Origin of the sequence: Pleomorphomonas sp. T1.2MG-36 (genome assembly GCF_950100655.1) — a bacterium.
In the GTDB taxonomy this organism is placed as follows: Bacteria; Pseudomonadota; Alphaproteobacteria; order Rhizobiales; family Pleomorphomonadaceae; genus Pleomorphomonas.
This window is the reverse complement of sequence record NZ_CATNLY010000023.1, coordinates 748,330-762,787: the sequence shown is the minus strand read 5'-3', so window position 1 is coordinate 762,787 and position 14,458 is coordinate 748,330. Positions and strand designations below refer to the sequence as shown.

The 14,458-nt window shown below is 66.3% G+C and carries 13 protein-coding genes; 3 read left to right on the top strand and 10 right to left on the bottom strand.

The features are described 5' to 3' along the window. Window positions 1-7: 7 nt before the first annotated feature. From QQZ18_RS14940 to QQZ18_RS14930, 3 genes are read right to left on the bottom strand one after another with little or no spacing between them, the layout of a single operon-like run. A complete protein-coding gene (locus tag QQZ18_RS14940) occupies window positions 8-2,101 on the bottom strand; it encodes a chemotaxis protein CheA (protein ID WP_284541710.1) in 2,094 nt (697 codons plus the stop codon). Window positions 2,102-2,119: 18 nt separating this feature from the next. Then, the gene (locus QQZ18_RS14935; RefSeq protein WP_284541709.1) at window positions 2,120-2,488 is read right to left on the bottom strand and encodes a response regulator; all 369 of its coding nucleotides are present in this window, start codon (window positions 2,486-2,488) and stop codon (window positions 2,120-2,122) included. Then, the gene (locus QQZ18_RS14930; protein WP_284541708.1) at window positions 2,463-2,786 is read right to left on the bottom strand and encodes an STAS domain-containing protein; all 324 of its coding nucleotides are present in this window, start codon (window positions 2,784-2,786) and stop codon (window positions 2,463-2,465) included. Before QQZ18_RS14930 ends, QQZ18_RS14935 begins: the two co-directional genes overlap by 26 nt. 552 nt (window positions 2,787-3,338) lie before the next feature. Here QQZ18_RS14930 and cbiB point away from each other — a divergent pair. Continuing rightward, entirely contained in the window at window positions 3,339-4,331 is a 993-nt protein-coding gene (gene cbiB, locus QQZ18_RS14925) for an adenosylcobinamide-phosphate synthase CbiB (protein ID WP_284541707.1), read from the top strand. Here cbiB and QQZ18_RS14920 read toward each other — a convergent pair. The 3 genes from QQZ18_RS14920 to polA are packed head-to-tail and all read right to left on the bottom strand — an operon-like array spanning window position 4,312 to window position 9,370. After that, a complete protein-coding gene (locus QQZ18_RS14920; protein ID WP_284541706.1) occupies window positions 4,312-5,781 on the bottom strand; it encodes a cobyric acid synthase in 1,470 nt (489 codons plus the stop codon). The two genes, cbiB and QQZ18_RS14920, sit on opposite strands and share 20 nt — an antisense overlap. Next, on the bottom strand, window positions 5,781-6,386 hold the full coding sequence (gene cobO / locus QQZ18_RS14915; RefSeq protein ID WP_284541705.1) for a cob(I)yrinic acid a,c-diamide adenosyltransferase: 606 nt from the start codon (window positions 6,384-6,386) through the stop codon (window positions 5,781-5,783). The genes QQZ18_RS14920 and cobO overlap by 1 nt, the downstream gene beginning before the upstream one ends. Continuing rightward, window positions 6,386-9,370: a DNA polymerase I gene (polA, locus tag QQZ18_RS14910; protein WP_284541704.1), complete on the bottom strand. Its 2,985-nt coding sequence runs from the start codon at window positions 9,368-9,370 to the stop codon at window positions 6,386-6,388. The genes cobO and polA overlap by 1 nt, the downstream gene beginning before the upstream one ends. 281 nt (window positions 9,371-9,651) lie before the next feature. On the opposite strand from polA, the gene QQZ18_RS14905 reads away from it, so the two are divergent. Further along, on the top strand, window positions 9,652-10,698 hold the full coding sequence (locus QQZ18_RS14905; RefSeq protein ID WP_284541703.1) for a MaoC family dehydratase: 1,047 nt from the start codon (window positions 9,652-9,654) through the stop codon (window positions 10,696-10,698). A gap of 23 nt (window positions 10,699-10,721) precedes the next feature. Here QQZ18_RS14905 and QQZ18_RS14900 read toward each other — a convergent pair whose 3' ends face one another. The 4 genes from QQZ18_RS14900 to tsaB are packed head-to-tail and all read right to left on the bottom strand — an operon-like array spanning window position 10,722 to window position 13,179. Further along, window positions 10,722-11,510: a lysophospholipid acyltransferase family protein gene (locus tag QQZ18_RS14900; RefSeq protein ID WP_284541702.1), complete on the bottom strand. Its 789-nt coding sequence runs from the start codon at window positions 11,508-11,510 to the stop codon at window positions 10,722-10,724. Further along, a complete protein-coding gene (locus QQZ18_RS14895; RefSeq protein ID WP_284541701.1) occupies window positions 11,507-11,953 on the bottom strand; it encodes a Fur family transcriptional regulator in 447 nt (148 codons plus the stop codon). The genes QQZ18_RS14900 and QQZ18_RS14895 overlap by 4 nt, the downstream gene beginning before the upstream one ends. A 48-nt stretch (window positions 11,954-12,001) precedes the next feature. Beyond that, window positions 12,002-12,496, bottom strand: a complete 495-nt coding sequence (gene rimI / locus QQZ18_RS14890; RefSeq protein WP_284541700.1) for a ribosomal protein S18-alanine N-acetyltransferase — start codon at window positions 12,494-12,496, stop codon at window positions 12,002-12,004. Window positions 12,497-12,507: 11 nt separating this feature from the next. Beyond that, window positions 12,508-13,179: a tRNA (adenosine(37)-N6)-threonylcarbamoyltransferase complex dimerization subunit type 1 TsaB gene (gene tsaB, locus QQZ18_RS14885; protein WP_284541699.1), complete on the bottom strand. Its 672-nt coding sequence runs from the start codon at window positions 13,177-13,179 to the stop codon at window positions 12,508-12,510. 143 nt (window positions 13,180-13,322) lie between these two features. Here tsaB and hrcA point away from each other — a divergent pair, with 143 nt between their 5' ends. Then, window positions 13,323-14,393, top strand: coding sequence for a heat-inducible transcriptional repressor HrcA (hrcA, locus tag QQZ18_RS14880; RefSeq protein WP_284541698.1), 1,071 nt, complete (start codon window positions 13,323-13,325; stop codon window positions 14,391-14,393). The last annotated feature ends 65 nt before the right edge of the window (window positions 14,394-14,458 follow it).

Sequence of the window (14,458 nt, the reverse complement as noted above, 5' to 3'; positions counted from 1 at the left end):
CGTGAGGTCAGGCGTTGGCAGCGATCGGTTGCCGTGTCGTGTCGGCGATACGGGCGGATCGGTCATGAAGGCGGGTGAGTTCTTCGATGTCGACGATGAGCGCGACGCGTCCGTTGCCGAGAATGGTGGCGCCGGAGATCCCCGGGACCGGATCGTAGTTGTCTTGCAGGGACTTGATCACCACCTGCTGCTGGCCGATCAGTTCGTCGACCACCACGCCGAGCTTGCCGCCGTTGGCCAGTTCGAGCAGCACGACCAGGCCCTGGCATGGGTCGGAAACCGCTTCGGAAACGCCGAACACGCGGGCAAGATGGATCATGCGGACGAACTCGCCGCGAATGGACACCACCTCGCCGCCGCCGGGAATGACGCGGATCTGGCCGCGTCCGGGACGGAAGGATTCGACGATCGAGGTGAGGGGAAGGATGTACTTCTCCCAGCCGACGGCCACGACCATGCCGTCGAGGACGGCGAGAGTCAGCGGGATGACCAGCGTGAAGCGCGTGCCCTTGCCGGGCGTCGACATCACCTGCACGCGCCCACCAAGCGCCTGGACGTTGCGCCGGACGACGTCCATGCCGACGCCGCGGCCCGAGACGTCGGTCACGGCGGCGGCCGTCGAGAAGCCCGGCGCGAAGATCAGCTCATCGATTTCCTCGGGGGACAGCTTGGCGCTCGCCGGCACGATGCCCTTGTCGATGGCCTTGGCCAGCAGGCGGTCCCGGTCGAGCCCGGCACCGTCGTCCTCGACATGGATCAGGATGTTGGAGCCCGCATGCTGGGCCGACAGACGGATGACGCCCTCGGCCGGCTTGCCGGCGGCAAGGCGCGTCGCCACGTCCTCTATGCCGTGGTCGACGGCGTTGCGGATCATGTGGGTGAGGGGGTCCGCAAGCTCCTCGATCACCGTCTTGTCGACCTCGGTCTGCTCGCCGGCCATTTCGAGCCTGACGTCCTTGCCGGTCTTGTGCCCGACGTCGCGGACGAGGCGCGGCATGCGAGAGAACACCGACTTCACCGGCTGCATGCGAATGGCCATCACGCATTCCTGCAGCTCTCGCGTCAGGCCGGCCAGATGCTCGAAGCCCTGAAGAGCGCCCGGGTCGTCCTGGTCGTGGCTTTCGGTGAACTGCTGGGCCAGCATCGCCTGGGCGATGACCAGCTCGCCCACCATGTTGACGAGCCGGTCGACGCGGTAGAGGTCGACGCGGATCGACGAGATCGAACCGGACTTGCCGGCCCCCTTGCTGTCCGATGGCTTGCTTTCGGCAGGCTTGGTCTCCGGAGACGGACCCGAGATGGTCGTCGCCATGACCTCCGGGACGGCGACAGCTACGGCTTCCTCCGGCTCGGCCGGAGCGGTACCTACTTCCTCGATGATCAGTTCGCACTCGTCGTCGACGAATTCGAACACCTCGGCGATGGCGGCCGGCGAACAGCTGGCGCGCAGCGTCATCGTCCAGCCGAGATAGGCATCGTCGACAGTGAACGCGTCGAAGGGCGGCAGGCGGCTGAGGTCGCAGTCGACGGTCAGCGTGCCGAGCCCTTTCAGCTCGCGGATCAGATAGAGCGGCTCGTTGGCGTGGCGGAACAGCTCGGCGTTGGGCCGGAAGACGATGCGATAGGTTCTTTCCGCCGTCGGTGGTGCTGGGAGGGCGCTCGTGGTCGGCCGGGCGACGGACGCCGGCATCGCCTCGCCATCGAGCAGCGCGCAGAGCTCCTCGGCGACGTCGGCGCCGAAGTCGTCGGCCGGCGTCTCGCCCTGACGCGCGAGGTCGACCAGGGCGGAAAAGACGTCGGCGGCGGCGACGAGGGCGGCGAGCGTGCGTTCGTCGAGATCGGCCTTGCCGTCGCGCAGCCGGTCGAGAAGCGCTTCGAAGCGGTGTGCGAAACCGACCAGCACGGTGTAGCCGAAGGCGCCGGCGCCCGCCTTCACCGAATGGACAGCCCTGAAAATGGCGTTGAGTCCCTCGACGTCGCTGGAGAAAGCGGCGAGCGCCCCGAGACGTTCCTCAAGGTCGGCCAACAGTTCCGTGCATTCCTCGAAGAATGTCCTGCGGAACTGGGCGAGTTCGTCGGAGCCGAAGCTTGGAGTTGACATGACGGCCGTCCAGAAGGGTCAGGCGGGGCAGACCTTGTTGACGACGGAGAGAAGCTTCTCCGGCGCGAAGGGCTTGACGATCCAACCCGTTGCCCCGGCCGCCTTGCCGCTGGCCTTTCTGTCGTCGCCCGACTCCGTGGTCAGAATCAGGATCGGCGTCGATGCGTGGTTCCCGCCGGCGCGCACGCGCTTGACCAGCGTCACGCCGTCCATGTTGGGCATGTTGATGTCGGTGATGATCAGGTCGACACGGGTGTTGGCGAGAACGCCGAGGGCCTTCACCCCGTCCTCAGCCTCCAGAACCTCGAAACCAGCCCCCTTCAACGTATAGGAGACCATGTCGCGCATGGTCCTGGAATCGTCAACCGTAAGTATCTTTCTCGGCATTTAGGGCGCTCCGGGCGTCGAGTTCGGCGAGAAGGCCGAGGTCGGCATAGGCTTCGCGAAAGGTTGGCGTGATATTCACGATCGCGAGCCGGCCGCCGTTCATCTCGATCGCGCGGGCGGTTGCAACAAGAAGCTGAACGGCTTGAGTGCCGAGGCGTTCGACGGCCGCGGCATTCAGCGTCAGGTAGGTGGTCTCGGAAACGAGAGGCTCGATCTGGGCGTGGAGATCCCGGACCGCTGCTGCATCCAGCACGGCGGTCAGGTCAAAAGAAATCTGGCGTTGTTCGAGCGACGGCAACTTAGACTCTTTACAATCTACAGGCGGTACTGGACACACCCATCCATGGACCTGATGTGCCGCAGTACACGCATGGATTTGTTACCGAAAACTGAAGTGGATTCCGCTCTCCGCTGCCCTTTGGGCTGGGCCGGAAATTAAGGATACTGGTTTCTACGAGTCTTCCTTGTCATTTGTTGAATCATACGTTTTCCCCCGGAAGGTCTTGCCCTTGCTCAATGCTGAAAGAACACTGGGCGGCATGTCTTGACGGACGTCATAGTAGAGTCTTGAAATGAATCACAATTTCCAGTTTTAGCTTTTCGCGGCGACTAAACGCCGAGACTCGCTCACGGATATTGGCCTCACAATATCAACCATAGATAGAATTTCCTTGGTAGGTATTCTGCGGAATACCGCGACGGACACATTTTTTGCGGGCAAACGACCGGAAGTGTCGAATCAGCGGGTATCGGTGCGGCGTCGGGGCTTCCGGAACGACCGGAGGCGTGACAGAAAAGGTCCGGCGCGTGCCTAGGGCTGCGCGGCTGCCGCTCCGGAAGAGAAGCTGAAATGGTCCCGCTTGAGTTTCTTCTTGTTGCCTTGCTGGCCCTCGTGTTCGAAGTGGCAACCGGCTATCCGGACTTCGTTTTCCGACTGATCGGGCATCCCGTCACCTGGATGGGCACGCTGATCGGCTTTCTCGACCGTACGCTCAATCGCGAGGATCTCGATGCCGACCGGCGCCGGTTGAACGGTGTCCTCGCCGCTGCCGTCAACGTGGCCGCCAGTGCTCTCGTCGCTGCGGCAATCGGATCGCTCGTTGGGCTCGCCGGCCCGATCGCGGGACCTTGCCTTGCCGCCATCGTCGGTTCGACGCTGCTTGCCGCTCGCAGCCTGTATGTTCATGTCGCGGCCGTCGCCGACGCCATGCGGCAAGGCGGTCTTGAGGCGGGCCGTCTGGCCGTCGGCCGGATCGTCGGCCGCAATCCGGCCCACCTCGATGCCGCCGGCGTCTGCCGCGCCGCCATCGAGAGTCTTGCCGAGAGCTTCTCGGACGGTGTGACGGCGCCGCTGTTCTGGATGGCGGTTCTGGGCTTGCCTGGGGCGGCCGCCTACAAGGCGATCAACACCGCCGATTCGATGATCGGGCACAAGACGCCGCGCCATCTCGCCTTCGGCTGGGCCTCGGCGAGACTCGACGACCTCGTCAACCTGCCGGCCTCGCGCCTCACCGCCTGGGCGATCGTCGTGGCCGCGCTTGCCGACGACAGCGCCTCGGCCGCTTCGGCCGTCCGGGCGATCGACCGCGATGCCCGTCGTCACAAGTCGCCCAACGCCGGCTGGCCCGAAGCGGCGATGGCCGGCGCCCTCGGCCTGCGCCTCAACGGCCCCAAGGTCTATGGCGACACTCGGATCGAGGATGCGTGGATGGGCGACGGCCGCGCCGAGGTCAACGCCTATGACATCGACCGCGCGCTGAGGCTCTACAAGCGGGCTCTGTTGCTGATCTTCGCCCTGTTGGCACTCGTCTGGCTCGGTCTCGTCATCCTCGCCTTCGGCTGAGGTCGAGAAGGCCGTCGATGTCGAGATGGGCGGCGAGGTGATCGGCGAGGCCGTCGAGCACCCGATCGATTTCCGCTTCGTAGGCTAGCGACGACGAATCGGCGCCGATCCACCCGAGCAACCGGTTCCGCTGCCGGTCGTCGGCGAACAGGCCGTGACAGTAGCTGCCGGCAACCTTGCCGTCCCGAGACGTCGCGCCCTCGTCGCTGCCATCCGAGAGGCGGGCGAACGGCCTGGAGCGGTCGGGTCCGACGGTTGCGCCGACATGCATTTCATAGCCGGAAAATGGAGTGGCATCGGGCATCGACAGGCCACTTACCGCCCGAAGGCGCTTGTCGCCGGTCAGCGAGGTCTCGACGTCGAGCAGGCCGAGGCCCTCGATGGCTTCGATGTCGCTCTCGACCCTTTCGGGGTCGCGCAACAACCGTCCGAGCATCTGGTAGCCGCCGCACAGGCCAAGGACCTTGCCCCCCTGACGGGCGTGCGCCCGGATGTCGACGTCCCAGCCTTCCGCCTTGAGCGCGACAAGATCGGGTATGGTTGCCTTCGAGCCGGGCAGCAGGATGAGCTCGGCCGGCGGCAGCGGACGACCGGCCTGCGCGAGAATCACCTCGACCCCAGGCTCCTGACGAAGCGGGTCGAGATCATCGAAATTGGCGATGCGCGGAAGCACAGGCACGACGATGCGCTTGCGGCCTTCCGCGCGTTCGGCTTCATAGCGGCTTTTCAGCCCGAGGGCATCCTCGGCGGGCAGTCGGCCGGCGTCGGCGAAGTGGGGAATCACGCCGAAGGAGTGCCACCCGGTACGCTCCGTGATTGCGGCAAGCCCGGCATCGAACAGCGAAACGTCGCCGCGAAAGCGGTTGATGAGGTAGCCGGCCACCAGAGCGGCGTCCTCTTCCGCCATCACCGCCTTGGTGCCGACGAGGCTGGCGATCACGCCGCCCCTGTCGATGTCGCCGATCAGCACGACGGGCGTGTCGGTCGCCCTCGCAAAACCCATGTTGGCAATGTCGCCGGCCCTGAGGTTGATTTCCGCCGGCGAACCGGCGCCCTCGACCAGCACGAGGTCGGCGTCCGCCGACAGGCGGGCGAAGCTGTCGAGCACCGCCGGCATCAGCTCCGGCTTCATGCCCTGGTAGTCGCGGGCTCGCGCGTTGCCGACGACGCGCCCCTGCACCACCACCTGCGAGCCGATCTCCGACTGGGGTTTCAGCAGAATCGGGTTCATGTGGACCGAGGGCATGATGCCGGCCGCGCGGGCCTGCAACGCCTGCGCTCGACCGATCTCGCCGCCGTCCACCGTCACCGCCGCATTGTTCGACATGTTCTGCGGTTTGAAAGGGCGCACCTTGAGGCCATGCCGGGCGTAGAGACGGCAGAGACCGGCGACGATCAGCGATTTGCCGACGTCCGAGCCGGTCCCCTGCAACATCAGCCGGCTGACCATCAGAACTCGATCCCCGCCTGCGCCTTCACGCCGGCTGCGAAATGATGCTTCGTGGCGACCATCTCGGTGACGCAGTCGGCAGCCTCGATCAGCTCGGCCTTGGCGTTGCGTCCGGTCACGACCACGGTCAGGTTGTCCCGCCGCGCCTTCAGTTTCTCGACCACGTCGAGAAGCGGCAGATGCTCGTAGCGGAGTGAGATGTTGAGTTCGTCGAGCACGAGCAGGCGGACGGCCGGGTCGTCCATCAGTTCCGTTGCCTTTGCCCAGGCAGCTTGCGCGGCGGCGACGTCGCGCGCCCTGTCCTGCGTCTCCCAGGTGAAACCCTCGCCGAGGGTGTGCCAGGACACGCCGGGGAGCGCTTCCAGCACGCGTCGCTCGCCGCTCTCCCAGCCTCCCTTGCCGAACTGGACGACGCCAACCTTCCAGCCATGACCGAGGGCGCGGACGACCAGACCGAAGGCGGCCGTCGATTTGCCCTTGCCGGGGCCGGTGTTGACAATCAGGAGGCCCTTCTCGCCGATGGTCTTGGAAGCCACTTCGGCATCCTGCACCGCCTTGCGTTTCGCCATCTTCGCCCGATGGCGTTCGGCCTCCGCGTCGGCCATCAGTGAGCCTCGTCCCAGTTCTGGGCGGCGCGGGCATCGACGACCAGCGGCACGTCGAGCTTGACCGCCGGTTCGGCGGCACCTTCCATGATGGCGCGCACCACCGGGATGGTCGCGGCCACCTCGTCGTCCGGCACCTCGAAGATCAGTTCGTCGTGCACCTGCAGAAGCATCAGTGCCGACAGCCTTGCCTCGGCCAGTGCCGCCTCCATGCGCGCCATGGCCCGGCGAATGATGTCGGCGGCCGATCCCTGAATGGGGGCGTTGATGGCCGCGCGCTCCATGAAGGCCCGCATCGACGGGTTGGGCGAGCCGATCTCCGGGTAGTGCGCCTTGCGGCCGAAGATGGTGGTGACGTAACCGTTCTCGCGCGCCTGCCGCTTGGTGGCTTCCATGTAGTCGCGAATGCCGGGGAAGCGCTGGAAGTAGCGCTTGATGTAGTCGCTCGCTTCCTCACGCGGAATGGAGAGCTGGTTGGCGAGGCCGAAGGCCGAGATGCCGTAGATGATGCCGAAGTTGATTGCCTTGGCCCGGCGACGGACCATCGGGTCCATGCCCTCGACCGGCACTCCGAACATTTCCGAGGCCGTCATGGCATGAATGTCGATACCCTCGGAAAAGGCGTTCTTCAGCGCGGGGATGTCGGCAACGTGGGCAAGCACGCGCAGCTCGATCTGGCTGTAGTCGGCCGACACCAGCTTGCGGCCCGGCGGTGCCACGAAGGCCCGGCGGATCTTGCGCCCCTCCTCGGTACGTACCGGAATGTTCTGCAGGTTGGGCTCGGACGAGGCGAGGCGGCCGGTGGTGGTGGAGGCCAGCGAGTAGCTGGTGTGGACGCGCTTCGTCTCCGGGTGGATGTAGCCGGGCAGCGCGTCGGTGTAGGTCGACTTCAGCTTGGAGAGCTGCCGCCAGTCTAGAATGCGGCGGGGCAGTTCGTGGCCTTCGGCCGCGAGGTCTTCCAGCACGTCGGCGCCGGTCGCCCAGGCGCCGGTCTTGGTTTTCTTGGCGGCGGCCAGGCCGAGCTTGCCGAACAGGATGTCGCCGATCTGCTTGGGCGAACCGATGTTGAAGGTTTCCCCGGCCACCTCGAAGATACCGGCCTCCATGGCCGCCATGGACTGTGCGAAATCGCCCGAGAGGCGCGACAGGATCTGGCGGTCGACGGAAACGCCGCGCATTTCCATGCGGGCGATGACGTCGATGAGCGGCCGTTCCGCCGTCTCGTAAAGGGCGGTCATGCCCTCGGCGGCAAGACGCGGTTTCAGCACGTGCCAGAGGCGAAGGGTGACATCCGCGTCTTCGGCGGCATACTGGGTGGCGCGGTCGAGCGGCACGCGATCGAAGGTGATCATCGACTTGCCGGAGCCGCAGACGTCCTTGAATGCGATCGGCTTGTGTCCGAGCAGCACTTCCGACAGTTCGTCCATGCCGTGGCCCATGCGGCCGGCGTCGAGCGCATAGGAGATCAGCATGGTGTCGTCGCACGGCGCCACGGTGATGCCGAGACGCTTCAGGACGACCCAATCGTACTTGGCGTTCTGTCCGATCTTCAGGACCGACGGATCTTCGAGAAGCGGTTTCACGACCCGTACGAAGTCGCGAATGGCGATCTGGCCGGGCACCAGCCCGCCGCCCAGCAGGTCGCCGGCTCCAGAGACGTGGGCGAAGGGAATGTAGCACGCCCGGCCAGGCGTGACGGCCAGCGACGCGCCGACGATTTCCGCCTGCATGGGGTCGAGACCGGAAGTCTCGGTGTCGAAGGCGACGAGGCCGGCCTCATAGGCGTCCGCCACCCAGGCTTCGAGACGGGCGACATCGGTCACCATTTCGTAGGCCGAATAATCGACCGGAATCGCCTGCATCCGGGCCAGCGCCTCGGCGGCGCGGCCGGCCGGCGTGAACTCCCTTGACACAGGGGCGTCCGCTTCGTTCGTCGTGTCGGGCAGGGCGGGAGAGGAGGGCAGGTCTTCGGTCGCTGCCGGCCCTTTCGCCTCACCCGCCTCGGACGAGACCTCGCCTTCGGGCGGCCAGTGCGTCACCGGCACGACGGCGGGCTCCACTTTCGACGGCTCGACGCCGGTCGCTTCGGACACCCGGCGAATGATGGCCGAGAACTCCATGGCCTTGGCGTAGGCGATAAGTCGCTCGCCGATGATCGGCCGAACGCCCAGCGTATCGATCGAGTGCTCAAGCGGCACGTCGCATTTCAGCGTCACCAGACGATGCGAGATGCGCGCCTGCTCGGCGAAGGCGATCAGGTTCTCGCGGCGCTTCTGCTGCTTGATGCCGGTCGCGGCGGCCAGCAAAGCCTCAAGGTCGCCGTATTCGAGAATGAGCTGCGCCGCCGTCTTGAGGCCGATGCCGGGCACGCCCGGCACATTGTCGACCGAGTCGCCGGCGAGCGACTGCACCTCGATCACCTTTTCCGGCGGCACGCCGAATTTCTCGATCACTTCGGGGACGCCGATCCGGCGGTCCTTCATCGTATCGAGCAGCATGACGCGCTCGCCGACGAGCTGCATCAGGTCCTTGTCGGAGGAAACGATGGTGACGTCGGCGCCCGCCGCTTTCGCTTCCGTCGCGTAGGTGGCGATCAGGTCGTCGGCCTCGTAACCAAGCTGCTCGACGCACGGCACGTTGAAGGCGCGGACGGCTTCGCGGATCAGCCCGAACTGCGGCCTGAGGTCGGCGGGCGGCTCGGGGCGCTGCGCCTTGTAGAGCGGGTAGATCTCGTTGCGGAAGGTTACGGCGGACGCGTCGAAGATCACCGCGAGATGCGTGGGCCGGACGCCGATCGCGGTCTGCTCGGTTTCCTTCAACAGTCGCCACAGCATGTTGCAGAAGCCTGAGACGGCGCCGATCGGCACGCCGTCCGACTTGCGCGTAAGCGGCGGCAGCGCGTGGTAGGCGCGGAAAATGTAGCCCGACCCGTCGATCAGGAATACGTGGTCGCCGGCCCGGACCGGACGCGAGGCGGGGCTCATGGGGGATTCTGCATTCGACATGTTGGGACTATGCCCGCCCGCCCGCCGGAAGTGAAGACGCACCGTCGCCGTCCATGGTCGCTGCTGACGCTTTCCGGTCGATGTCCACCAGCGCTTGCGCTTCAAGGCCTCGGCCTGGTTTCCGGATGGGTGTCGCCGCGGGATTTCGAGCCATTCCGGCCGCCTTGCCTCGGTCTGCAATCCATCCCCGACCATAGGCGGGGATGACACCTCGGCGTTGCCGGTCATCATGGTCGGCGATTCGCGGGTTGGGGGCAGCCATGAAGAGTAGCGGCGGCCGGTATTTTGAGGATTTCCGGGTCGGGCAGGTTTTTCGTCACGCCAGCCCTCGCACAGTGACCGACGGCGATGTTGCCTTCTACCGGGCGCTCACAGCCAGCCGCTTCGCCCTGCAGTCTTCGGACGACTTCGCCCGCGCCATCGGCCATCCGATGGCGCCTGTCGACGATCTTCTTGTCTTCAACGTCGTGTTCGCCCAGTCCGTGCCGGACGTCGGCCTCAATGCCGTCGCCAACCTCGGATATGCCGGCTGTCGGTTTCTCGCGCCGGTCTACCCCGGCGAGACGATCTCGGCGGTGACCGAGGTGATCGGCCTGCGCGACACCGGCGGGCGCACCGGCGTCGTCTATCTGCGAACGACCGGCCACAAGGAGGGCGGGGTCGAGGTGATCGACTTTGCCCGCTGGCAGACGGTGCGCAAGACCGAGGAGGGCGTGCAGCCGTTCTCCGAGCAACTGGTTCCGCCGCTGCCGGCTGCGGTCCCCGCCGATGCGCTCGGCGCTCGCCTGCCGGTGCTCGATCTTTCCGCCTGGGACAGCGGGCTGTCCGGCAGTCGCTTTCGCTGGGGCGACTACGAACTCGGCGAGCGTATCGATCATGTCGACGGCGCTCTCGTGGACGAGGGCACGACCATGATGGCCGCCCGCTTCTTCGGCAACCCGGCCAGACAGCATCCGCTGCCGTTCTCCGACGAGCGTTCGCGCGGCCGCTGGCTGGTGTCTGGCGGTCTGGTCATGGCCATTGGCCGGGCGTTGATGTTCAACGGCCTCGCCAACGCCATCCATGTCGCGGCCATCAACGCCGGCCGCTATGTCGGCCCGGTGTTCACGGGCTCGATCATCCACGCATGGTCGACCATCGTCGGCAAGGAACTGATTGACGGCCGCGACGATCTCGGCGCGCTCCGCGTCCGTCTGATCGGTACGCGCGATCAGCCGGCCACCGACTTCCCGGATCGGGACGACAGTGGCGCCTACCTGCCGTCGGTCGTTCTCGACCTCGACATGTGGCTGCTGATGCCGCGCTGACGCTTGCTCGACCGGTCCGCCGATCAGCCCCTGAGTTCGGCGGCCAGCAACCGGCGCACGGCCTTCTCAGCCTCAAGGGAAACCTTCTTGCGGTCGGTGCCGCGATCGAAGCGGATCGGTTCGCCAAAGACGATGCTCACATCGAAATCGGAGGCAGCGAGCAGATCCTTGGCGTGTGGCACGAGGTCCTGGTCGCCGACCCAGGATACGATCGAGCGCCCCGAGCGGCCAAGCGGCAGTCCGAGCATGTGGGTATAGGCGATCGCCACCGGCTGCACGAAAACCGCTTCGACGCCGGCCTCGTCGAGGGCCGTGCGGGCGGCGCCGAACAGCGACGAGCGGAAGGGCAGCACCTGGTTGCCGTCCGATGTGGTGCCCTCGGGGAACAGCACGATGGTGTCGCCATCCGCCAGTCGGCGGCCGATGCTGTCCGCCTGATCGGCGGTGGCGCCGCGCCGGGCCCGATCGACGAACACCGAGTGCTGCAAGCGGGCAAAGAAACCGATCAGCGGCCAGGTGCCGACCTCGCGCTTGGCCACGAAAGATAGTGGCATCACGGCGCTGTAAGCGGAAATGTCGATCCACGAAGCATGGTTGGCGGCGAGAAGCAGCGGGCGGTCGGCTGCCGGTCGACCGCGCACGTGCAGCCTGATGCCGAGCGCCCATAAGGCCAGCCGGTGAAAGACCATCTGAAGCCAGCCGGCGAGACGCCAGCGGAAACGCCGTGCCGGAAGATAGAGAAGGACGAGAATGAAAGCGGCCACGGAAAACAGCGGCAGCGTCATCGCCGCCCTGACGTGGCCTGGTTTCACGCCTTGTCCTCCTTGCCGGCTTCATCGAGCGGTACGCCATAGAGCTCGAGCCGGTGGTCGATCAGCTTGTAACCCAGCTTGCGTGCGACTTCGCGCTGCAGAGCCTCGATCTCGTCGCTGTGGAACTCGACCACCGCACCGGTGCGGAAGTCGATCAGGTGATCGTGGTGCTCGTCTGGCAGCGGCTCATAGCGCGAACGGCCATCGCGGAAGTCGAGCCGGGCGATCATGCCAGCGTCGTCGAACAGTTTGACGGTGCGATAGACGGTGGAGATCGAGATGTTGCTGTCGATCGCCGAGGCGCGCCGGTAAACTTCTTCGACATCGGGATGATCGACGGCCTGCTCCAGCACGCGCGCGATGATTCGCCGCTGCTCGGTCATGCGCATGCCGCGCGCCGCACAGGCTTCTTCCAAAGAGAGCGGAGTGGTTTCCTCGGTCATCGCGGGTACCCTCGAACTGCTTGGCCTCCGTCGCCGGCCAAGTATGGGTTATTTGAGATCGGCTCGCATGACAAGGGCGTTCGCAGTCCCCCCGGCGTAGTAGTTGGCACGGCGGCCGACCTCCCGGAAACCGAGACGTCGATAGAGAGTGAGAGCCGAATCGTTGTTCTCGTCCACCTCGAGGAACAGCGAGGCGATGCGCATGAAGTAGAGGCGGCGGATCGTCTCGTCCATCATCAGCCGACCTACGCCACGGCCGCGGCGTGCCGGGGAAACGACAACGGTCAGGACTTCGGCCTCATCTGCGGCCGCACGCGTCATGACGAACCCGATCGGTCGACGGGTAAAGGGCGTTCGGCCTTCGCGGGCCACGACCGTCGTCACCGTGGGATCGGAGATCAACGCTTCCATCTCGGTGGACGGCCAACCGTGGCGAAACGCGTGGGCGTGCAGCGCGGCAAGATCGTCGGCATCGGCGACGCGACCGGGCTCGCAGATCGGACGAGGGGCGGCGAACAGGCGCATCAGGTCGAAAAACTTCATGGCGTCGGACATCATGCGAGAAGGCCGGGCACCGGCGGTTGCGGCTTGGCGTCGGGTGCCCTGAGATAAAGCGGGCGGGGCAGGGCGGTGGCCGGCTCGGCAAGACCGCCAAGCCGCGCCAGGGCCAGCGGATCCGTCGCGGTCATCGCGTCGACCGGCGGTACCCGCAAGCCGGAAGTCGCCGCCTGATGAGTAAGGATCGCCGCACCCGAACCGGCAATCACGGCGACGCGGGCGCCCAGCCGAGCGAGCACGCTTGCCGCATCGGCGGCGAACGGAGCTTCCAGCACATCGCCCTTCGCGTCGTAGAGAGCGGCGTAGACCTCGCCGCGCCGGGCATCGACGGCGGCCAGTATGGGGCCCTCCGCCGGTTCTTCGAGCGACGCGGCGATGAGACGAAGCGCGTCGATGCCCACCACCGGAATTCCGAGGGCCAGCCCAAGCCCGCGACCCGCCGCCACGGCGATGCGGATGCCGGTGAAGCTGCCGGGGCCGACGTTGACGGCGATTCGCCCGACGCCTTCGATCTCGACGCCGGCCGTGGTCAGCACTTCGTCGATCAGCGGAAACAGCCGTTCGGCATGCCCGCGCGAGATGGCCTCGACGCGCACCGTCTCCCTGCCATCGCCCAAGAGGGCGACGGCAACCCGGTCGTTGGCGGTATCGAGCGCGAGCGTCAGCATCGGCCCCCTTTATCCCGGCCCGCAGCCGCTGTCGAGCAGCCATGCCACGTCGTCCACCTTCCCGCGGCCAAACGGTCTCCGGGGCTTGCGTCGCCGTGTCGGTATGGCCAGATTAGCCCTGATGGTAAAGGAGCTACGGTATCGTGGTGACGACAGGTGGACAGGGCGGCTTGCGGGAACTCGACGCGCGATCGCGCGATATCTTCCGTCGCATCGTCGAGGCCTATCTCGACACCGGCGATCCCGTCGGCAGCCGCAACATATCGCGCCTTCTTGCCGCGCCGCTGTCGCCCGCCTCGGTCCGCAACGTCATGTCCGATCTGGAGGCGGCGGGGCTCCTGTACGCGCCGCACACGTCCGCCGGCCGGCTGCCGACCGAATTCGGCCTGCGCTTCTTCGTCGATGCCATGCTGGAGATCGGCGACCTCACCGAAGGCGATCGATCGGCAATCGAAGGCCGCCTCAAGGCGTCGGGTACCGGCAAGAGCGTCGAGGACGTGCTGACGGAGGCATCGCAGACGCTGTCCGGGTTGACGCGTGGCGCCGGCGTGGTGCTGACGCAGAAAGCCGATCCGCGCCTCAGGCACATCGAGTTCGTGCGCATCGAGCCGACGCGCGGCATCGTCGTGCTGGTCGGCGACAACGGCACCGTCGAGAACCGGCTGGTCGATCTGCCTCCGGACCTGCCGGCTTCCGCCTTGCAGGAGGCGGCGAACTATCTCAACGCCCACATTCGGGGGCGTACTCTCAGCGAAACGCGCACCGAGGTCGAGCGCCAGCGCGCCGCGCGCAAGCTCGAACTGGATACCTTGACCGCCCGCCTCGTCGATGCCGGTCTGGCTTCGTGGGCGGATGCCGACGGCAGCCGGCCCCAGACGCTGATCGTCCGGGGGCGAGCCAACCTGCTGGACGATGTCCGGGCCGCCGAGGACCTGGAGCGCATCCGGGCGCTCTTTGACGAGCTTGAGAGTTCCGAGGACCTGATCGAGCTCCTGGGGCTGGCCGATGCCGGCGAGGGGGTGCGCATCTTCATCGGCTCGGAGAACAAGCTGTTCGGGCTGTCGGGCTCGTCGCTTGTGGTGTCGCCCTATCGCGACACCGAGGCGCGCGTGATCGGCGTCGTCGGCGTCATCGGCCCGACCCGTCTCAATTATGCTCGCGTCGTGCCGATGGTCGACTACACCGCCCGGGTGGTCGGCCGTCTTCTTGGATAGAGCGTCATTCGACCGGAGTGAAACGAGAGGCGACAAGACGACGCCTGGCAACAAGAGCCGAGCGC